Origin of the sequence: Flavitalea plasmicola (assembly GCF_030546645.1) — a bacterium.
GTDB lineage: Bacteria > Bacteroidota > Bacteroidia > Chitinophagales > Chitinophagaceae > Puia.
This window is the reverse complement of record NZ_JAUOTO010000007.1, coordinates 543,892-565,476: the sequence shown is the minus strand read 5'-3', so window position 1 is coordinate 565,476 and position 21,585 is coordinate 543,892. Positions and strand designations below refer to the sequence as shown.

Genomic DNA, 21,585 nt, shown 5'->3' with positions numbered 1-21,585 from the left:
TTTTTTAGTAGTTTGATCAGAGTTTAACGCTATATAACGGTGAATATACGATTTTATTGTACATTTTATCCACAATAGTTTGTTAAACGCCGTAAATTTCCTATTGCGGGGGGATAAGAATATTTGTACTTTGGCTGAAATCCTTTCTATGAGAAACACCATTCTCACGATGGTTGCGGTGTTACTTTCGGGTGCACTGACAGCGCAGGGGGTTTTTTCCAACAAGACCCAATCCATACTTGAAAAAGTCATCCAGGATTATCCCAATCATTTTCATAACATCAGGGGTGAGCTGGTGAGCCAGGCTCATCAGACGGCGACATACCGGTCTACCGTGCAGCTGCCGGGCAGTCCTTCCTGCATGGTGCTGCTGACCGGCGGCGGCTCCAATGGGACAGCGGCGGGTGAAGGGTATAGCTGGGCCTGTACGGTAATGGAGGCTGAGAGCTTCGAGAAGGCGCGGGAGCGTTTTCACGATATCTATGGGCAGCTGAGCAATAGTATTATCCATTCGGGTGCGCAGAAGACGTTTATATTGAGCGGGCAGTATGAGGAGCCGTCGGCTGAGCGGAAAGATACGCATGTCGTGTTCTCGCTGTTGCCGGGCGTCGGGGAGATGAAGCAGCTGCGGGTGGAGCTGTTGCTGCAGCAGGATGCAGCGGGCAGGTGGAAGATCCTGCTGTCGGTGAATGACCGGGAGCCAATGATGGGGGTGGTGACGGTGAATTAGGCTTTTGGGGTTTATATAGGTTTTTCTGGTTTTCTTGCTGTTTCGGCAGCTATATGGCCTTCCGTCGCTGTACTTTCCATCTCCGATGAAAATTATTACTACTGGGAACGATAACTATAACCAGGCATCAACATATGACCGCTACCGTAGGAAAGTAAGGCGCCTTCAGGCATATAGCTGCCTAAGGATTTTCTGTCAGGGCGTGCTGCAGCTATTCCTTTAGCTGGATTGTTTAGGTGCCCCTTTTTAACCTTCCTTAACCTTAAATCAAAGCTGGTTAACCCGATGCGGGGGTGGGAGCCGCTACATTCGTTGCTTATACGGCAACGATATGAACCACCTTTACCTTTTACCTTTTTTATTATGTATTATGGCGGGTCTGCCGGCTTTGGGCCAGGCTGATGGTAGTGTGCGGGGCACGTTGAAAGACACGGCTGCGCATGTGCCTGTCGGCGATGCCACGGTGACGGTGTTGGATGTGCGGGATTCTTCGCTGGCGGGCTTTGGCCGGAGTTCGGCGTCCGGCGGTTTCGAGGTATCGAGGCTGCGCAGGGGGGCTTACCGGCTATTGATCTCGCATGTAGGCTACCGGCCGGCGAGCCGGAATTTTGAGATTACGGAGCAGGCGAAGGAGGTGGCGCTGGGGGAGATCGTCCTTACGGACAAGAGTAGTACGTTGGATGCTGTCACGGTACAGCAGGAAGCGCCGCCGGTGTCGATGCGGCATGATACCATCGAATATAATGCGGGGTCGTTCCATGTCAAGCCGAATGCAGTGGTGGAGGATCTGTTGAAGAAGCTGCCGGGCGTGCAGGTGGATAAGAATGGAAATATCAAGGCGGGCGGGGAGCAGGTGAAAAAAGTGCTGGTGGATGGGAAAGAATTCTTTGGCAATGATCCGAAGATCGCGTCGAAGAATCTTCCGGCGGATGCGGTGGACAAGGTCCAGGTGTTCGATAAGAAGTCGGACCAGAGCCAGTTCACGGGGTTTGACGACGGCAATAGCCAGAAGACGATCAACCTGACGATCAAGAAGGACAGGAAACATGGCTTGTTCGGGAAACTGACGGCAGGGGGTGGCCGGGATGCGGGGAATGCCGCGGGAGGTTTTGGGGATGATGCTGTCCGGGATAGCCGGTGGGAAGCAAAGTTCAACCTGAATCAATTCCAGGAGAACCGTCAGCTCTCGGCGCTGGGTATGTGGAACAACACGAATAAGCAGGGTTTTTCTTTCCTGGATGTGCTGGGTTTCAACAACGGGGGCGGTATAGGCGGCGGCATGGGAGGCGGTGGCGGCAGGACCTTGTTGGACGGCGGCTCGGGCGTTCCGCTGCAGGACCTGGCACAAAGCAGCCAGGCAATTACCACCACTAAGGCCGGGGGACTAAATTTTTCCGATTCCTGGCGGGGCGGGGCGGAAGCCGGCGGCAATTATTTTTTCAACCGGGCAGACGACAAGGTACGGCAAAAGGAAGCGAAACAATACCTGTCGCCGCAAAACAGCTACAACCAGGACCATGCCGGTGTTACAGACCGGAGCAATGAGAACCAGCGGCTCAATGTCTTTTCCGACATCCGGCTGGACAGTTTCAACTCGGTGAAGTTTACCAGCGCATTTACCTATCAGCGCAGCAACAGCCTGTCTTCGGCCATTGACAGCTCCAGGTCCCGGGATGGCAACGAGCTGCTGAATACCAGCGCATCCAATACGCTGGCGAATAACAGCGGGTATAACTGGAATAGCACTGCGCTGCTGCGCCATCGATTTGCCAGGAAGGGCCGGACCTTCTCGGCGAACCTTTCCTTTGGGCTCAGCGACAATTCGGGCGGCGGAAAGCTGTATTCCGTCAATCACTTTTACAAGGCAGGCGGAGCGGATACGTTGAACCAGGTATATGATCTGTCGGGTCACGGCAATAATTATGGCGTTGTCCTCAGCTATACGGAGCCATTGTCGAAAAGATCCCTGCTGGAGGCGAACTATAGCTTTTATCAAAGCCATAACCTGACAGCCAAGCAAACCTTTGACGCGGACCTCAACGGTAAATTTACGCAGCCCAACCAACAGCAGACGAACGACCTGCGGAATACGTACACCTATCACCGGGAGGGGCTGGCTTTCCGGCATCAGCGGACCGGTTTTAATTTTGCGTTGGGCGCCACGCTGCAGCAGGCCGCGTCCGTGAACAGCTTTGGGTATATCGCCAAGGATAGCCTGTTGCGGCAGTCTTTCCGGAATGTGTTGCCGAACGCGCTGCTGCAGTATGAGATCACGAAATATCAGCATCTGCACCTGCAATATATTACCTATACCAACCAGCCGTCCCTGACCCAGCTGCAGCCTGTGCCGGACAATTCCGATCCATTGAATATCAAGGCGGGCAACCCGGGCTTGTTGCAGGAGTATTATCATTCATTGCGGCTGAACTATGGCTCTTTTGACCCTTTCCGGCGCACCAGCTTTATCGCCATGCTGGGCTACAACGGGATCAGGCACCGGATCGTGAATGACGACGAGCTCGACAGTGTTGGCGTTCGCACTTCCCGGCCTGTGAACCTGGATGGGCTTTACCAGGTGAATGGCTTTATATCCTGGGACTTTCCCCTACGTTCCATCCGGAGCACGGTGAACCTGAAAAGCGACCTGAGCTATGATCATAACGCGAGCCTGGTGAACGGAGCGCGGAACAACGGGAATACCTGGACGGTGGGGCAGGGCGCGGATCTGCAATTTTCCTATAAGGGGCTGCTGGATATCAGCGGGGGCGCCAGGGTGGAATACAATGATGCCCGGTATTCGCTGCAGCCGGGGCAAAACCAGCATTACTGGACGGAGACCTATACGCTGGACTTTAACTGGTACCTGACGAAAGTGTTCAGTCTTGCCAGTGACCTCGACTACACGCATCGCAGCGGTTTGCCGGCGGGCTATAACAGCAGCCCGCTGGTGTGGAATGCGGGGGCGGCTGCGCAGGTGGGTAAGCATAAGCGGGGGATGTTCCGGCTGCAGGCGTTCGATATCCTCCGGCAGAATACGGGATTCTCCAGGAATACGAGCCAGAACTACATTGACGACGTGTCCTACCAGGTGCTGAACAGGTATTGGCTGCTGAGCTTTACATATAGTATCAGCCGGTTTGCGGGGAAGGCGGTGAAGGGCGGGATGGAGAGAATGGGGCCGGATATTAAGTTCGTAAGGTAGGAGTGACAGGGGGAATAAGTCCGGAGAAGATGGGAGGTGGAAGATGTAAGTCAAGGGATGTCCAGTGACCGGGGAAGAAATATTCGCGTAATTTCAGGGTACAACCTGCTATTATGCTCAAGCATTATTTCAAGATCGCCTGGCGCAAGATCAGCCGGCATAAGATCTATACTGTCATCAATGTGACGGGACTTGCGCTGGGGATCTGCACCTGTATTGTGGTCTTTTTGATAACGGACCATGAATTCAGCTACGACAGGAACCATCAGGAGGGAGATCGGATCTACCGTGTCATATCGGATATCCGGCTGCGCGGGGGCAAGGAAATGCATCTCAATTCCCCCTATTATAATTTACCCGCCGGATATGAGAACGAGCTGCCTGGTTTTGAAGCAAAAGCCGCTTTTCGCAGCTATGGCGCGGCGGCGCGGATCCCCGATGGGAACAACCCGCTCAAAAAATTCGATGGCAGGATGGCGGGCACCTCTTCGCCTGCCACCATCATCACCTCTCCTTCCTATTTCGATATATTCAGATATGACTGGCTGGCGGGGAACCCGGCGTCGCTGAACGAGCCGTTTAAGGTAGTGCTGTCGCAAAAAAGGGCCCGGCAATATTTTGGAGATGTCCCGATCGGCCAGATGATGGGACGAAAGGTGATCTATGGCGACAGCCTGCAGGTGACCGTATCCGGCATTGTAGCGGACTGGCCTGGGCTCACAGATCTTGGTTATACGGATTTTATCTCTCTCCGGACAGCCGCGCATAGCGCTTTAAGAAGTGTGATTGCTTCCGAGCGCTGGACCGATGTGTGCAGTGATTCGGCCATGGCCTTTGTCAGGCTGTCGAAGGGGACGCCGGTGGAGTCGGTGAATCAACGGATAGCGGCCTATATAAAACAAAAAGCGGATTACGGCACCATGGTCGCTTCCGTCCATATGTGGCTGCAGCCATTGTCCGACATTCATTTCACCAGGGACTTTCACCGTCCCAATGACGGAGACGCTTTTCGCAAGGCGTACCGGCCGACGTTGTATGTGCTGACGGGCGTTGCCATCTTTATCCTGCTGCTGGCGGCAGTGAATTTTATCAATCTGTCCACGGCTGTGGCCATCCACCGGGCGAAGGAGGTCGGCGTGAGAAAGGTGCTGGGTGGCAGGAGGCGCCATATCATTTTCCAATTCCTGGCGGAGACATTTATCGTCACGCTTTTCGCTGCAGGGGTCTCCGTTGCATTGGTCATTCCGGTGTTTCACGCTTTCAGGGATTTTATCCCGGAAGGATTGGTCTTTTATCCTTTCCAGATGAGGACGCTGCTTTTTCTCCTGGTGACGGTGACAGCGACTACCTTATTGGCGGGTTTTTATCCGGCCAGGGTGCTGGCTTCCTGCCTGCCGGCGCTCACGCTGAAGGGCGTTGGTCCGGGAGGAAGCAGAGAGAGAATAGGACTACGAAAGAGCATGATCGTATTTCAGTTCACCATTTCCCTTCTATTCATTGTTGCGGCCATGACCATTGGCAAGCAAATTAATTTTATGAAGCGCGCCGACATGGGATTCAGCCCGCATGCGATCATTACGATCGATGCCGGGTTTGGTAAGTATGGGCAGCTCGCCGTGCTGGCACAACGCATACGGCAGCTGAAAGGGGTGGACCAGGTACTCCTGCAGGGCAATGCCCCCATGACCCATGACAGGGTATTGATCATGCATATGAGCTATAACGGAAAGGAGAAAATGGAGGTGGAACCGATCCTGGAGGCCAGTGAGAAAGGGTATATTCCTTTTTACCGGATGAAGCTGATCGCCGGCAGCAATCTCCCGGATGACGACAGCCTGAAGGAAGTGGTGGTCAATGAAACGCTGACAAGGATCATTGGTTTCCGGCGGCCGCAGGATGCCGTGGGCCAGCTGCTGCATTCCGATGGAGGTCACAAAACGCACCGGATCGTAGGCGTCGTGGCGGATTTTCATCAGCGGTTCCTACATGATGCCATTGCACCTGTGGTGATCGGGCACGCGCCTGCATTTGTACGCGGTGTCGCCATCAGGCTGACGGCATCCGATAGAAATGCCATGGACGTCAAGGCTGTTTTATCCGGCCTGGAGCGGGAATGGAAGCAGCTGTTCCCGGAGGAAGCTTTTCAGTGCAGCTTTCTGAACGAATCGATCGCTTTTTTATATGGGCAGGAAGAAAAGACGGCATGGCTGACCAATGTGGCCATGGGCATCACCATTTTTATTTCCTGTATGGGCCTTTTCGGCCTGGGGATGTTCACGGCTGAAAGGAGGACAAAGGAGATCGGCATCCGCAAGGTGCTGGGAGCAAGCGTGGCGGATATTGCCCTTATGCTGAACCGGGATTTTGTGATCCTCGTACTTATTGCCTTTATTATTGCCGCCCCTGTTTCCTGGTATTTCATGCACCGGTGGCTGCAGGACTTTGCCTACCGGACGTCGATGTCCTGGTGGATCTTTGCCGTGGCTGGTCTGTCGGCGCTTGCGATCGCATTGCTGACCGTTGGCTTCCAGGCGTTGAAAGCGGCTGTGGCCAATCCGGTGGACAGTCTGCGCACGGAGTAGGGACCGGGCAGGCGTCTTCATTAGTTGGTATGATGGGAGCCGGACAGCCAGTGTATCGCCAGCGGACAGGTATTTTGATTTGATCCGGCACATTTCATTGACGGACAAGATGCTACCAATCCGGCATTTTTTTCGTGGGACCTGGGCAGGGAGCCCACTACTATGATTAAAAATTACTTCAGGATCGCCTGGCGCAATATCAGCCGGCATAAAGTTTATACTGCCATCAATGTCACAGGGCTGGCTTTAGGGATCTGTGCCTGCATGGTGATCTACCTGGTAACGGCTTATGAGTTCAGCTTCGACCGGGACCACCCGGATGGCGACAGGATCTACCGTATCGCGGGGGAGGCGAAAATGCCCGATGGCAATACATTTTTTCTGAATTCGGTGCTCGGCGACATGGGCATGGGGGGGCTTGAAACGCAGATCCCGGGCTTCGAGGCAAAGGCGGCTTTTTACGACTATCCGGCGGGCGTGAGCATTCCGGATGGCAAAAACCCTCCGAAAAGATTCGACAACCGCATCGCGGGCTCGTATGCGGCCACCACGATCATCACTAATCCTTCCTATTTCGAAGTTTTTCACTATCAATGGTTGGCGGGCGATGCGGCAGTGCTGAATCACCCTTTCACGGTGGTGCTGTCCAAAAAAAGGGCGGAAAAATATTTCGGGGACCTGTCTCCGGAGAAGATTGTCGGGAAAACGGTGATCTATGACGACTCGTTGCAGGTGACAGTAGCCGGCGTGGTGAATGACTGGGCCGGGAATACCGACTTTGGCTATACGGATTTTATTTCCATCGGGACGGCCACGCATAGTTTTTTAAGGGCCCGGATCCCTACGGAAGATTGGAGCAGCCTGAGGATCCACTCTTCCATGGCGTTTGTCAGGCTGGCAAAGGGTACGAAGGCGGCAACGGTGAATGCCCGCATGAATGCGTATGTAAAAGATCATTTCCCTGGTCAGGGTCCGAAAATAAGCCTGTGGCTGCAGCCTTTGTCGGATATTCATTTTTCCAGGGCCTTCCACCGGGGGGATGATGGAGATGATTTTCGCAAGCCGTATCTGCCCACCTTGTACATGTTGATGGGAGTGGCACTTTTTATCCTGGTCATCGCGGTAGTGAACTTTATCAATTTATCCACGGCCCAATCCATCCAACGGGCCAAGGAGGTAGGGGTGCGGAAGGTGCTGGGCAGCCGGAGAAAAAATATCATTTTCCAATTTCTTGCGGAGACCCTGGTTCTTACCATTTTTGCCGTGCTGCTGTCTGTAATGCTGGTGAAGCCTGTGCTGCATGCTTTTAAGGATTTTGTCCCTGAAGGAGTGAGCTTTCATCCTTTCCAGACAAACACATTATTGTTCCTGCTGATCATCACTGGGGCGACTGCTCTTATGGCAGGCTTCTATCCTGCCAGGGTTTTGTCCTCTTATTTGCCCTTGCTGAGCCTGAAAGGGGCGGGAATGCATAAGGGGACGGAAAGGGTCGGACTGCGGAAGGCGTTGATCGTATTTCAGTTCACTATATCCCTGATCTTCATTATAGCCGCGCTGACCATCGGCAAGCAAATGAATTTCATGAAGAATGCGGATAAGGGGTTTAACACGGATGCGATCATTACCATTAATAAATGGGGCGACAAGCAGGGCAGGCTGAAAATGTTTGCAGCGAATATTCAGAAGCTGAAAGGCATCGATAAGATCGTGTCACAGGGAAATGCACCCATGGGTTTTGCGAAAATGACCATGGGCCTGACCTATAAGGATATAAGGGAAGTAAAATTTGAGGCTGTGGGAGAATCCGGTAACGAGGGCTATATCCCTTTTTATAAGATGAGATTAATTGCCGGCAGGAACCTTTTGCATAGCGATAGCCTGAAAGAATTTGTCGTGAATGAAACGCTGACCAAGACGCTGGGTTTTAAGCATCCCGCGGAAGCGCTGGGTAAACGACTGAATGTGGGAGACAGGTCCTATCCCATCGTGGGCGTTATCGCTGATTTTTACCAGGGGTCGTTCCATGACGCCATTCAGGCCGCCGTTGTTGGAAATATGCCAGAAGAGCAGCATAGTCTGGCTATAAAGCTAACGACGGCTGAAAGGAATTCGAAGGATGTAAAAGCGCTGTTGGCCGGCATGGAGAAGGAATGGAAAAAAGTATTTCCATCGGATGATTTTCGGTATAGTTTTCTGAACGAGTCGATCGCCTTTCTTTATGGCCAGGAGGAAAATACCGCCTGGCTGATCAATGTGGCGATGAGCATCACCATTTTTATTTCCTGCATGGGCCTCTTCGGGCTGGGGATGTTCACTGCCCAAAGGAGGACGAAAGAGATAGGTATCCGCAAGGTGCTGGGGGCGAGCGTTTCGGATATTGCCGTCCTGCTGAACAGGGATTTTGTCGTCCTGGTAATTATCGCCTTTATCATTGCCGCCCCTGTCTCCTGGTATTTTATGCATCAGTGGCTGCAGGATTTTGCCTACCGCACACCGCTGTCCTGGTGGGTGTTCGGGGTGGCGGGAATCGCTACTGTACTGATAGCGCTGTTGACGGTGAGCTTCCAGGCTTTCAAGGCGGCTGTCGCCAATCCCGTGGACAGCCTGCGGACAGAGTAGCTTTATTGCCGGATGATGCGGATAGTGGGCCTGCCGCCGGGTCCGCCATCGCCGAACTGCTCTTCCATCATTTTTTTGAAAGCTGCGCGGGTGATCTTTTTACCATCGGTAGGCGCCTGCACCAGCTTGCGGTCGAATGTGCCGCTGATCTCCACGGCCGTGTAGACCATTTCTCCGTCATTGCTGTCAAGCTGAAGGATCAGGCCGGGCAGGCCGCCGTAGACTTCGGGGCCGGAGGGTGACTGCAGGTCTTCGGCGTACCAGGCGACGATGGCGTTGCCTTGCTGACCCTTGCAGGCGGCTTTCTTGCAGAGATGGCCATGGATGGTCTGGGTGTCGGCCTCCAGCTTCCAGGTTTGGCGGGGGAAGCTGTCTTCAAAAATGTATTTTTTGGGGCCCATCTCCCGCTGCTGGATCATTTTTTCTTCGCTGTAATTTTTGTATGTCTGGTCGTCGCCGCCGCCGAAGCGCATACGGATCATGGGGCCGTTGTTGTCCTGTCCTGCCTGGTCGCGGATGTCCTCTTCTTCCTTGATATTGCGCCAGAGGGATTGATCCGAGGAAAAGAGCAGCTCCACTTTGGAGATACTGAATTCCGGCACCATGCTTTTCATGCTGGGGTCTTCCAGGCGGCGGTGCATGTTCACTTTCCGCTGATATACGACGCGGCCTTCTTTTACCTGGGCGTGTGCGGCCAGGAGGCTGGGGAAGAACAGGACAGTCAGCAGTAATTTTTTACCAGGGGTCATGAGTGTGGTTTTAAGTCACAAATCTATTTTTGGGACGGGGTAAAGGAGGTTAAAGGCCATTGGTTTAATGTTAATTAAGGTTAATGCTTTGACGGCGGCAAGCGCCTTTTTTCTACTTTTAGCAAAAGGAACCGTAGGTTCGTTGTCCCGTGAACAAGCTCAGGATATCCATAACGCTGATGGTGCTCACGATCGCTGCGATCGTGCTTTTCCAGGCATACTGGCTGAAAAAAAGCTATGCGGAGGAGAGCAAGGTGCTGACCCTGCGTACCCAGCTGCTTTTCCGGGAGACCCTATTTAAGCTGCAGGCCACCAAGCTGCATTTCGATACTACCTTCCATATCATGCCGGATCCTTCGGGTCTGCAAAATATGGCGACTGTCATACGGGACAAGGTGACGATGGACAGTGCGGGGAAGAAACGTCGTGCCGTGGTGGTGAGCGTCAGTGGAAGGGCCGGGGCGAGTGAGGGCGTCGATGATCTGCCGGATTCAGGTATGCACCGGATATTCTACCGGGCGTCCGGTCCTGGAGGCGGCGCCGGAATAAGCGTCGCCGACTTCCTGTCGGGAGTGGATTCGCTGCAGGATTCTGTTACGGTGAAGGAGATCGACGCAAAGTTCAGACAGGTGCTGGACCGTGAAGGTATCCGGACGCCTTTCACGGTGCTGGTGGGTCCGGTGGACAGGAAGAAGAATATTTTTTTTCAGGACAGTGCGGAGCAGCGGGTGATCCTTGGATTTGCCAATCCCATGAGCTATCAGCTGCGGCTGGGCGATACTTTCTGGCTGACGGCGCGGCGGCTGGGTCCGCAGGCGTTGTTCTCCCTGGTGCTGGTGGGAGTCACCATCTTTTCTTTCCTTTTACTTTACCGCAACTGGCGGGGGCAGCAAAAGCTGATCCTGCTGAAGAATGATTTTATCAGCAATATCACCCATGAGCTAAAGACGCCTATTGCGACGGTGAGTGTGGCGGTGGAGGCGTTGAAGGAATTCGATGCCCTGAAGGATCCGGTGCGTACCAGGGAATACCTGGAGATAAGTACGCATGAGCTGCAGCGGTTGTCCCTGCTGGTGGATAAGGTGCTGAAGCTGTCGCTTTATGAAAGGCAGGAGATCGAGCTGAGGAAGGATGAGTTCGATATGAAGGTGCTGGTAAAGGATGTAATGACTTCGATGCGGCTGCAATTCGAGAAATCCAAGGCCACGGTCCGTTTGACAGCGGGACCTGAAGAGCCGGGAATCAGAGTGGTGGGACCGGGAAGGAATAAGATCGGGGACGACGGGGGGAAGGCGGCGGAAGGCGCTGAAGAGAGCGGCGATACGGGAAAAGGAAAAGTGGAACCTGCGCATATCCGTACGGACAAATACGTTCTGCGAGCGGATAAGCTGCATTTTACCAGTGTCATTTTCAACCTGCTGGACAATGCTTTGAAGTATGGAAAGGCTGCTCCCATCATGGTGCTGATCAATATCCACTGGGAGCCGGACTTTCTTCTGCTGACCGTCGGGGACAATGGCATCGGCATTCCCGCGGACTATAAGGACCGGATCTTTGAAAAATTCTTTCGTGTGCCGATGGGGGATCAGCATAACGTCAAAGGGTATGGTCTCGGCCTCAGCTATGTGGCGTATGTCGTACAGCGGCATGGAGGAGAGATCATGGTCCGCAGCAAGGAAGGCGTCGGAAGTGAGTTCACTATTAAAATTCCCCGTGGATATGCGTAAAATAAAAGTGCTGTATGTTGAAGACGAGCTATTCCTGGGCAAGATCGTAAAAGAGAGCCTGGAAAGCCGGGGGTTCGAGGTGGTCATGGAAAATGACGGGGCGAAGGTGCTGCCTTCCTTTACGAAGCTGCGTCCCGATGTATGCGTACTGGATGTCATGCTGCCCAATAAGGATGGCTTTGAGATCGCGGAGGAGATCCGCGGCCTGGACAAGGAAGTGCCGATCCTTTTTGTTACGGCCAAGGGGAGGACAGAGGATGTGGTGAGGGGGTTTACCCTGGGGGGTAATGATTATATCCGGAAGCCGTTCAGCATGGAGGAGATGATCGTACGGATCCACAACACGCTGCGAAGCAAAGGAGGTGCTGCTGTTGCGTTATCGGATGGCCCGGTGAGCATTGGAAAATACCGGTTTCTCTGGAAGCGGCAGGTGCTGGCGCTGGGTGATGCGGAGCGGAAGCTATCTTTCCGGGAGAATGAGCTGTTGAAATTCCTGTATGCGCACCGGGATAAGGTGATCGACCGGAAAGATGTCCTGCAATTGCTCTGGGGCAATGACAGCTTTTTCAACAGCCGTAACCTGGACGTATATATCACCAAGATAAGAAGCTACCTGAAAGAGGATGATTCGCTGGAGATCATTACTATCAAAGGGGTAGGCTACCGGTTCATACTATGAACGGCGGTCATACCATGAGGATGTAGGCGCGCAGCACTTCGTCGATCTCCTCCAGGCGGAAGGGCTTGGAGATATAGTTATTCATGCCGGCGTCCAGACATTTTTCCCGGTCGCCTTTCATCGCATCGGCGGTGAGGGCGACGATGGGGATATTGCAATAAGGCTCCGGCATATTGCGGATGGCGCGGGTGGTGGCATAGCCATCCATTTCGGGCATATTGACGTCCATGAAGATGATGACGGGCTCACAGTGGGGCAGTCTGTCGAGAGCGTCCCTGCCATTGCTGACCTGTATGACCTCGAAACCCATCCTGCGCAGGACTTCGGAGATGAGCAGCATATTGATGGGGTCGTCATCGGCCACCATAACGCTGGTGGGTTCGGTGATCTTTTCCACGTTGTTGGGGAGGGAGGGGTGCAGGCTGTCGTTCTGCAAGTTCTTTTCGAAGAGGGAAAGGAGGGTGGCGTGCAGCTCATGCATTTTCACGGGCTTCGAGAGAAATTTATTGATACCAGCTTTTACCGCCTCGCTTTGGTAGATGTTTTTTTCCGGGGATGACAGCATCAGGATGAACGACTGTTCCTGGCCGCGGAACGCCTTTTTCATTTCTTTCACCAGGGTGATGCCATCCATTCCCTGCATGAGGTGGTCGGTGACGACGAGATCATAAGGTTCCTTTTTCTCTATGGCTTCTTTCATACAGGCCAGAGCGGCGGCGGCGTTGGGGACCGCATCGGCGGGGATGTTGAAATATCCGAAGTTCTCTTTCATGAGCTCCCGGTTGGAGCTATTATCATCCACGATGAGCACTCTTCTCAGCAGCGGATCTTTCGGCAAGAGGACTTCGGGCTGCTGGTTGGCTACTTCCAGGGTGAGGTGCAGCGTAAACGCGCTGCCTTTAGCGGGCTCGCTTTCCACTGTCAGGTGGCCGCCCATCAGCTCCGAGAGGCTCCTGGAGATGGTGAGGCCCAATCCCGTGCCGCCGTATTTGCGGGTGGTGGAGGTGTCGGCCTGGGTGAAGCTTTCGAAGATCTTCTGCAATTTCTCCTTGCGGATGCCGATGCCGGTGTCTTGTACCCGGATGGACAGCTTCATATACTGTTTGCCTTCGTGCTGATAAGTCTCCCCTGCCTTTTGGATGGACACGAGGATCTCCCCGTCGCCGGTGAACTTGATGGCATTGCCCAGGAGATTTACCACGATCTGCCGGATGCGGACGGGGTCACCCAGGAATTGAGAGGGGATGGAAGGGTCGACCTTGTACAGCATTTCCAGCTTTTTTTCAAAAGCTTTAAGGGTAAGCATGTCGATGGTCTCTTCTATCAGCTCGTCCAGCTTGAAGAGGATATGATCGATGAGCAGCTTGCCGGCTTCGATCTTCGAGAAGTCCAGGATATCATTGATGATGCCCAGCAGGCCATACGCCGATTTCTTTACATTCTGCAGATAATCGCGCTGGGCTTTTTGCAATTCGGTGGTCAGCACCAGGTCCGTGAACCCGATGATACCGTTCATGGGCGTACGCAATTCGTGGCTCATATTGGCCATGAATTCGCTCTTGGCATGGCTGGCGGATTCGGCCAGCTCTTTTGCCTGCACCAGCTCCACCTCGATCTGTTTACGCTCGATCGCTGCGGCAAGGGAGGAGGCATAAGAGCGGAGGATGGAAAATTCTGCCTCGGACCATTCCCTTTCCTTTTTCAATTCGTCGAAACCTACAAAGCCCCAGAACTCGTCCTTCAGAAAAATCGGGACGGCGACGGAGGACAGGACGGTGCTGCGGTTGTAGATCTCCACCAGCTGGGGATCTCCCTCTTTGCTCTTGTAGCTGACGAAGGGTCGTTTGGCCAGCAGGGGCTGGATGATCATTTTTATGCTGTCGAAGGGGATATCCTTTACGTTGGACTGGTGAATGCGGAGCTTTGCGGGGTCTTCCGTCCATTCGTAAGTCTCAGTGGTGAACCATTGCTGTTGAGGAGCGTCGAAATGGTTCTGGAATACGTAGACCCTGTCGACAAGGGCTTTGTTACCCAGGGTCTGGATGGATTCTTTGATGGCCTGGTCCAGGTCGGTGTTGATCAGCAGCGAGTGGGTGGCCTGCGCTACGGCATGCAGCAGCTGATCTTTTTTCTTCAGCTTTTCCTGCGCGATCTTCCGGTCCGTGATATTGCGGGAGGTGCAGATGACCTTCACCAGCTCTTCTTCATCCACGATGGGCTTGATGATGGTCTCGAGCCAGATGTAGCTGCCATCACTGCGGAGAATGCGGTAACGAACGATGATGCTGTCCTGGCCGGAGAAGGAGGGCATTTGATCCGCCTTGAGGAATTTCTGGCGGTCGTCGGGATGGACATAATATTCGAAGGACCTTCCGATGACGTCGTCCACTTCATAGCCCAGGACGGTCTTTACGGAGGGCGAGAGGTACCAGATGGTGCCGTCGATGGCATGAACGCTGATGATGTCCTCGGAGTTCTCCGCCAGCAGGCGGAATTTCTGCTCGCTGTTGAGCAGGGCATTTTCCGATTCTTTCTGGGAAGTGATGTCCTGTGCGATGCCGAACTGCACCTGTTCGTCCGTCACCCTGCCTTTTATGGAAAGGTACCGCATCCATCCCTGTTTGGTGATGATGCGGCAGGAGAGGGCGTTCTCGTAACCCGTGTTCTCTTTGTGCTGCATGGCCCTTGCCAGCTCATCGGACACCAGGGTGAAGTCTTCCGGGACTACGTAGGTGTTGAGGAAGGTGTCCATAGAGATCTTATCGGGATCTTCTTCGTCCATGGCCAACAGCGCTTTGAATTCCTTGCTGAGGGAAAGCTCGCCGGTGACGAAGTCCAGCTTCCAGGAGCCCATTTTTGCGTAGGTCATGGCGTAGGAGAGCGTGCGGATGGCGTCTTCCTTTACCTGCTGCGTTTGCAGCTTTTCCGAGACATTGAGCCCGATGCCCTGGATCTCGTTGACCTGTCCATCTTCGTCCTGGAGGGCGAGGAATTCCCATTCTGTCCAGAGGAACTGGCGGGACTGGCCGATCGGCTTGCGGATCAGCAGGCGGGAGATCTTCCCGGGATTGTTCCAGCATTCGTTGGCAACCTGCTTGCAGCGGGCCAGATCCTTTGGAAAGATGGTGTTGTAGAAGAGAATATGCTGCAGGTCCTGTTCCGTATATCCGAAGGTTTTGCGAAAAGCAGGATTGGTATAGGTGAAATGGCCGTTCCGGTGGATGCGGATGACATAGTTGGTTTGGGATTGCAGGATAGAAGCCAGGAATTTCTTTTCATTCAGCAGCTCATTGCGGGCTTTTTGAAGCTCATTATAATTGGTTTCTCCTTTTTTGAACGCTGGCTCCAGTACCAGGAGGGCCATGCAGATGATGGCGATGACCAGGGAAATGAACTTGCCGGTGTCGATGGTAGACACCTCGCTGTTCTTATCGTTCGCCAGCGCTGAATAGTAGGCGGTGACCTGCTCCATCAAGGCGCTGTATTGCTCCTCGCTGTGCAGCAGGTCGCGCAGGTAGAGGTGTTTGTTGATGGCTATCAATGCCGAATCGCCCTGGGCAAGCTCCTGCCCGACGGCCATCAGGGATTGATAGGACTGCTGGGAGCTGGATAATAACAGCTTGATCTGGAAGATCTTATCCGGGACGGGCGGCTTGGCGCCGCCGGCTTGCTTTTGCAGGAGCTCCCGCCCTGCCTGAAAGGCGGCCAGGTGGCGGGAAAGAGAATCCCGGAGTACGGGCATCGCTTTTTTCCCGGGATCGTTCAGCAGCAGGATGCATTCCCTGGTGATGAGCTGGCTAAGGGACTGTTGCCGGCCCGACTGGTTGATGGCCTCTGTTAACTCCCTGTTTTCTAATGATTTAAGGTGATTTATGTAGTACCCGAAGAAATTGAACAGGAGTACCAGCACAAACAAAATGACCGATATACGTATAAGTTTGCGGAACGGGCTTTTCATGGATATTGTAAAGCTGTTCTTAACAAACGTAAAATTCTCCGTTTAAGTTTCCGGAACTACAAAAAAACAAGGGTAAATACTTAGCCCATGACTGTTAGTAGTTTATGACCTGCTCTTCCATGGCTGCCGGCAGGGGACGCCATTCGTATTGCTGGTTGCGCAGCTGGGGCTCGAAACCTGCTTCCCGGATAGCCTCCTGGATACCTTTGGCGGTGAAGCGGTGAGGGGCGCCTGCGGCGCTTACCACATTTTCTTCCAGCATGATGCTTCCGAAGTCGTTGGCGCCTGCGTGCAGGCACAGCTGGGCGGTCTGCTTGCCTACAGTGAGCCAGGATGCCTGGATATTCTTAACATTTGGGAGCATGATGCGGCTGAGCGCGATCATGCGGATGTATTCTTCCGGGGTAGTGAGATTGTGTACGCCCCTTATGCGGGTGAGCAGGGTATCGACGTCCTGGAAGGTCCAGGGTATAAAGGCAAGGAAGCCTTTTGCTTCGGCGGGTTTCCTGGACTGGACCTCCCGGATCTTCACCAGGTGTTCGAATCGTTCGTGGAGGGTCTCTACGTGTCCGAACATCATGGTGGCGGAGGTGGTGATATGCAGCTTGTGGGCTTCGTGCATGATGTCCAGCCATTCCTGCGAACCGCATTTGCCTTTGCTGATGAGGCGTCGTACCCTGTCCACGAGGATCTCGGCGCCTGCGCCGGGCAGTGAGTCCATTCCTGCTTTTTTCAGGGCAGTCAGCACGTCATGGTGGCTCATTTTTTCTTTCTTGCAGATGTGGGCTACCTCGGGAGGTCCCAGCGTATGCAGCTTCAGGGTGGGGTAAAGCTCTTTCAGCTGGCGGAACAGGGTCGTATAGAATTCCAATCCCAGCCCTGGGTGATGTCCTCCCTGCAGGAGAAGCTGATCTCCTCCCCAGCGAAAGGTCTCTTCTATTTTCTTTTTGTAGGTAGCGATGTCGGTGATGTAGGCATCGGCATGACCGGGAATGCGGTAGAAGTTGCAAAATTTGCAGTTGGCGATGCAAACGTTGGTGGTATTGACATTACGGTCGATCTGCCAGGTGACCTTTCCGTGCGGAACCTGCATTTTACGCAGCTCGTCTGCCAGGTACATCAGCTCGGTGAGGGGAGCGTTCTGAAAAAGGAATACGCCTTCTTCGATGTCTAAGAATTCGCGGTCGTAGGCTTTTTTATATAGGTCGGGAAGATGCATTGCCAGATGAATTATTTTGTAAAGGTAGGGCAGGGATATGGAATTGCAAGGTGTCGGCAAAGACGGCTGGTCCATGGGTGGGAACCTTGTGTCCATTGAAAACAGCAGTTCGTAGAAAAATGCATGTCGGCTGAAGTTTATTGAAGCCAGGCTGCACGCGGTTGAAGGCCGATTTACGCCTGTTTAAAAAGAGGATGAATGGCTTGTCATAACGGTAAAATGGTGATATATTTAGTCTTCCGAATCACGCCAGCTATGCTTTGCCAGAAAAAACACCTTTTCTCCATGCCTTATCATCCGATCAGATTTTTCCGGTGTCTCGTGTTCTTTTTAATCCCATCGGTCTTTTTTTCAAATCGTCCCCTGCAGGCACAGGAGAAATTCGTGCCGCCGCCTGCCAAGCTGATCACCAGCTTTCCTTTTACCGTATTTACGGGCGGTGTGATCCTGATAAGGGCTTGCGTCGGTGATTTCCCGGACAGCCTCAATTTCATCCTGGATACCGGGAGCGGGGGCATCTCGCTGGATTCGGCTACCTGTCAGCGGCTGAAGATAGTTTCTCTGCCTTCCGATAAGACGATCCTGGGCATTGCCGGCGTGCGCCAGGTGAAATTCATATATAATGAGACGCTGCACCTGCCCGGCCTGCGGGTGGACAGTCTCAACTTTCACGTGAACGATTACGATATACTGAGCAGCGTATATGGGGAGAAGGTAGACGGCATCATTGGCTATAGCTTTTTCTCCCGTTTTATCGTCCAGATCAATTATGACAGCTCCAAGGTCTATGTATACAGCAAAGGGACTTTCAAGTATCCGAAGGGCGGCCACCTCCTGAAACCTGTCATTGCCAGCCTGCCGATCCAGGGCGCAACGGTGCGGGATGGAGAGACCATCGACGCGCGTTTTTATTTTGACACGGGGGCGGGGCTTTGCATGCTGCTGTCTTCCGATTTTGTGAATGACAGCAGTGTATTCGATCCCAAGCGGAAGTTCTTCAAGACCCAGGCCCAGGGACTGGGCGGCAAGGCGAATATGACGCTTACCACTTTGAAGGAGGTCAGGTTAGGCCCATACCGGTTCCGCAAAGTGCCTACCTATGTTTTTGATGACGATTATAATGTGACCTCCTATCCCAACCTGGGGGGCCTGCTGGGTAATGATATCCTCCGCCGGTTCAACGTGACCCTGAATTACGACCGGAGGGAGATCTTCCTGTTCCCCAATAGCCACTACCGGGATCAGTTCGATTATTCCTATACGGGACTGGGCATCTACTGGCTGGAAGGGGAGATCCGGGTCGGGGATGTCATGCCGGATTCGCCCGCGGAGAAAGCGGGCCTGAAGCTGGATGATGTGGTGATCGCCGTGAACAACAACTTCAGTAATAATATCCAGGTCTACAAGAACATCCTGCAAAGCGTGGGCGAAAAGGTGAAGCTCATCATCAAGCGGGATGGGGATCTTCAGGAGCATGTCATGCGCGTGAAGAGTATTCTTTAAACTTTCCGTAAATTTGCCCTCCCCCTAGCAAACCAAGGGTAAAGGAAAGGAATCATTTATGATACAATACGATCGATTTCAGCTGTCCAATGGACTGAGGGTTTTGGTACATGAGGATCATTCCACTCCCATGGCGGTAGTGAATGTGCTGTATGATGTAGGGGCCCGGGACGAGGATCCGAAGAAGACAGGCTTTGCCCATTTATTCGAGCACCTGATGTTTGGCGGCTCCGTGAACATTGAAGATTTCGAGACGCCCCTGCAGCTGGCGGGGGGAGAAAACAACGCATATACCACCAACGACTTCACCAACTATTATATCCAGCTGCCCGCAGAAAATATCGAGACGGCTTTTTACCTGGAGAGTGACCGGATGCTGTCCCTTGCTTTTAGCGAGAAGAGCCTGGAAGTGCAGCGGAAGGTGGTCTGTGAAGAATTCAAGGAGCATTATATCAACAAGCCCTATGGGGATGTATGGTTTAAGATGCGGGAGCTGGCCTATAAGCAGCATCCTTACCGTTGGATGACCATCGGCAGCAAGCTGAGCCATATCGAAGATGCGCGACTGGAGGATGTGCGGCAATTCTTCTTTAAGTACTACCGCCCTGTGAATGCCATCCTGGTAGTGGCCGGTAAAGTGAAGACGGAACAGGTGCGCACCCTGGCGGAAAAATGGTTTGGGGATATTCCTTCCGGAGAGAAGTATGTGCGCAATCTGCCGAAGGAGCCTCGCCAGCAGGAGGTAAGAAAGCTGGAAGTGACGGCCGACGTGCCGTTGGACGCCTTGTATAAATCCTATCACATGGCTTCCCGGCTGGAGCAGGGCTATTACGTGGCAGACCTGATCACGGAGGTGCTGGGTGGAGGAGGTTCTTCCCGCCTGCACCAGGCTTTGATCAAGGAAAAGAAATTATTCAGCCAGATCGAGTGTTATCACACGGGCTCCGTCGATGAGGGCCTGGTGGTCATCGAGGGTAAGCTGATCAAAGGCGTGAGCCTGGAAGCCGCGGATAAGGCGGTAGAGGAAGAGTTATTGAAGATGCAATCGGAAAAGATCTCTGAAAAAGAGCTGACGAAAATAAAGAACAAGACGGAGTCCGCCATTGTCTTTGAAGACATGAGCGTGATGAACCGCGCCAATAGCCTGGCTATTTATGAGCTGCTGGGCGACGCAGGGATGATGAACACGGAGCTGGGAAGGTACCAGGCCGTCACAGCCGAAGAGATCCTTTCCACCAGCCGGCAATTATTTGATCCCAACAACAGCAACACCCTTTACTATCACAGTGGTCAGCCCAAAGGAGGGGTTTCCCATGCTCAATAGAACGATCGCACCCCCTATCAAGGATGCAAAGGATTTCAATTTGCAATTGCCGCTGTATCGCAAGCAGGTGTTAAGCAATGGCGTGGAGGTATATCTCATTGACCTGGGCACCGAGGATGCCCTGATGATCGGCTGGATCTTCGATGCGGGCAACTCGCATGAGTCGCGGAACGGGGTGGCTGCGGCGGTCAGCGCCTTACTGAAGAACGGCACTTCTACCCGCAGCGCTTTTAACATCAACGAGCATTTCGAATATTATGGCGCTTACCTGAGCCGTGCCGCCCATCATGAGACGGCGGATATCACCTTGCATTGCCTGAACAAGCATGTATCCGAGCTATTGCCTGTGGTGGCGGAGCTGATCTCGGACTCTGTCTTCCCGGAAGAGGAAGTGGCTATCTATAAGAAGAATGGGCAGCAACGTCTCCAGGTGAACCTGAAAAAGAGCGATTTTGTCGCGGGCCGGCTGATCGAGTCCTATCTATACGGGCCGGAGCATCCCTATGGAAAATATTCCCGGCTGGAGGACCTCCAAAACCTGCAACGCGACGAACTGCTGCGCTTTTACCACCAGCACTATAGTCATGGCGCCTGCCGGATCATTGTTGCCGGGAAGCTGCCCCCTACCCTTTCCGAAGAGCTGGAGCGTTATTTCGGGGTGTTGCCGCTGCGTGCCCCTGTAGCCCCGGACCCTGCCGCATTGCCTGTCATTACGCCGGCGACGCAGCGGAAGTATGATATCGTGAATGATCCGGAAGGCGTGCAGGCCTCGATCCGGATCGCGCGGAATTTTCCCAACAGGCATCATCCGGACTTTCAAAAGGTGCAGGTGCTGAACAATGTCTTCGGGGGATTTTTCGGGTCCAGGCTGATGACGAATATCCGTGAGGATAAAGGATATACCTATGGCATCCACAGCTATCTCCTGAACAACCGGCAGGAGAGCGCGCTGCTTATCACGACGGAGGCGGGAAAAGAAGTATGCAGAGCCACTATCGAAGAAGTATATAAAGAGATGGAGCTCTTACGGGAGGAACTGATCGATGAGGAAGAACTGGCGATGGCCCGCAACTTCACGATCGGCAGCATCCTGGGGGACCTGGATGGACCTTTCCAGGTGGCCAGCAGATGGAAGAACCTGCTGCTGAATGGGCTCGACGAGCACTATTTCTATGAGGGCATCCGGATCGTCAAGACGATCACTCCCGAAGAGCTGCAGGAGCTGGCGCAGCGATACCTGGACCCTGAAGCTTTCTTCGAGCTGGTGGTGGTGTGAGGAGGTACCGGCGAGCG

12 protein-coding genes are annotated in these 21,585 nt (G+C 53.4%); 9 read left to right on the top strand and 3 right to left on the bottom strand.

What is annotated here, in order from left to right:
• Positions 1 to 148: 148 nt before the first annotated feature.
• From Q4E93_RS27695 to Q4E93_RS27680, 4 genes are all read left to right on the top strand, one after another.
• Positions 149 to 730, top strand: coding sequence for a hypothetical protein (locus tag Q4E93_RS27695; RefSeq protein WP_303590924.1), 582 nt, complete (start codon positions 149 to 151; stop codon positions 728 to 730).
• Between the two features lie 370 nt (positions 731 to 1,100).
• Positions 1,101 to 3,932, top strand: a complete 2,832-nt coding sequence (locus Q4E93_RS27690) for a TonB-dependent receptor (RefSeq protein ID WP_303590922.1) — start codon at positions 1,101 to 1,103, stop codon at positions 3,930 to 3,932.
• Between the two features lie 113 nt (positions 3,933 to 4,045).
• On the top strand, positions 4,046 to 6,514 hold the full coding sequence (locus Q4E93_RS27685; protein WP_303590920.1) for an FtsX-like permease family protein: 2,469 nt from the start codon (positions 4,046 to 4,048) through the stop codon (positions 6,512 to 6,514).
• 162 nt (positions 6,515 to 6,676) lie between these two features.
• Entirely contained in the window at positions 6,677 to 9,133 is a 2,457-nt protein-coding gene (locus Q4E93_RS27680) for an ABC transporter permease (protein WP_303590918.1), read from the top strand.
• Positions 9,134 to 9,135: 2 nt separating this feature from the next.
• Here Q4E93_RS27680 and Q4E93_RS27675 read toward each other — a convergent pair whose 3' ends face one another.
• Complete coding sequence (locus Q4E93_RS27675; protein WP_303590916.1) at positions 9,136 to 9,882, bottom strand: GLPGLI family protein; 747 nt, start codon at positions 9,880 to 9,882, stop codon at positions 9,136 to 9,138.
• A gap of 149 nt (positions 9,883 to 10,031) precedes the next feature.
• Between Q4E93_RS27675 and Q4E93_RS27670 the strand changes: the two genes are divergently transcribed.
• Positions 10,032 to 11,609 carry a sensor histidine kinase gene (locus tag Q4E93_RS27670; RefSeq protein WP_303590915.1) on the top strand — a complete coding sequence of 526 codons (1,578 nt, stop codon included), beginning with the start codon at positions 10,032 to 10,034 and terminating at the stop codon, positions 11,607 to 11,609.
• A complete protein-coding gene (locus tag Q4E93_RS27665; protein ID WP_303590913.1) occupies positions 11,602 to 12,288 on the top strand; it encodes a response regulator transcription factor in 687 nt (228 codons plus the stop codon). Before Q4E93_RS27670 ends, Q4E93_RS27665 begins: the two co-directional genes overlap by 8 nt.
• Before the next feature lie 7 nt (positions 12,289 to 12,295).
• Here the strand turns inward: Q4E93_RS27665 and Q4E93_RS27660 are convergent, their stop codons facing one another.
• Both Q4E93_RS27660 and mqnC read right to left on the bottom strand, forming a co-directional pair.
• Positions 12,296 to 16,246 carry a response regulator gene (locus Q4E93_RS27660; protein ID WP_303590911.1) on the bottom strand — a complete coding sequence of 1,317 codons (3,951 nt, stop codon included), beginning with the start codon at positions 16,244 to 16,246 and terminating at the stop codon, positions 12,296 to 12,298.
• A gap of 94 nt (positions 16,247 to 16,340) precedes the next feature.
• Entirely contained in the window at positions 16,341 to 17,465 is a 1,125-nt protein-coding gene (gene mqnC, locus Q4E93_RS27655) for a cyclic dehypoxanthinyl futalosine synthase (RefSeq protein ID WP_303590909.1), read from the bottom strand.
• Positions 17,466 to 17,750: 285 nt separating this feature from the next.
• Here mqnC and Q4E93_RS27650 point away from each other — a divergent pair, with 285 nt between their 5' ends.
• Genes Q4E93_RS27650 through Q4E93_RS27640 form a run of 3 tightly spaced genes read left to right on the top strand, consistent with a single transcriptional unit; the run spans position 17,751 to position 21,568 of the window.
• A complete protein-coding gene (locus Q4E93_RS27650) occupies positions 17,751 to 18,968 on the top strand; it encodes an aspartyl protease family protein (protein WP_303590907.1) in 1,218 nt (405 codons plus the stop codon).
• 58 nt (positions 18,969 to 19,026) lie between these two features.
• Positions 19,027 to 20,292 (top strand): M16 family metallopeptidase, encoded by a 1,266-nt coding sequence (locus tag Q4E93_RS27645; RefSeq protein ID WP_303590906.1) that lies wholly within the window; start codon positions 19,027 to 19,029, stop codon positions 20,290 to 20,292.
• Positions 20,282 to 21,568, top strand: coding sequence for a M16 family metallopeptidase (locus Q4E93_RS27640; RefSeq protein WP_303590905.1), 1,287 nt, complete (start codon positions 20,282 to 20,284; stop codon positions 21,566 to 21,568). The genes Q4E93_RS27645 and Q4E93_RS27640 overlap by 11 nt, the downstream gene beginning before the upstream one ends.
• Positions 21,569 to 21,585 lie beyond the last annotated feature (17 nt).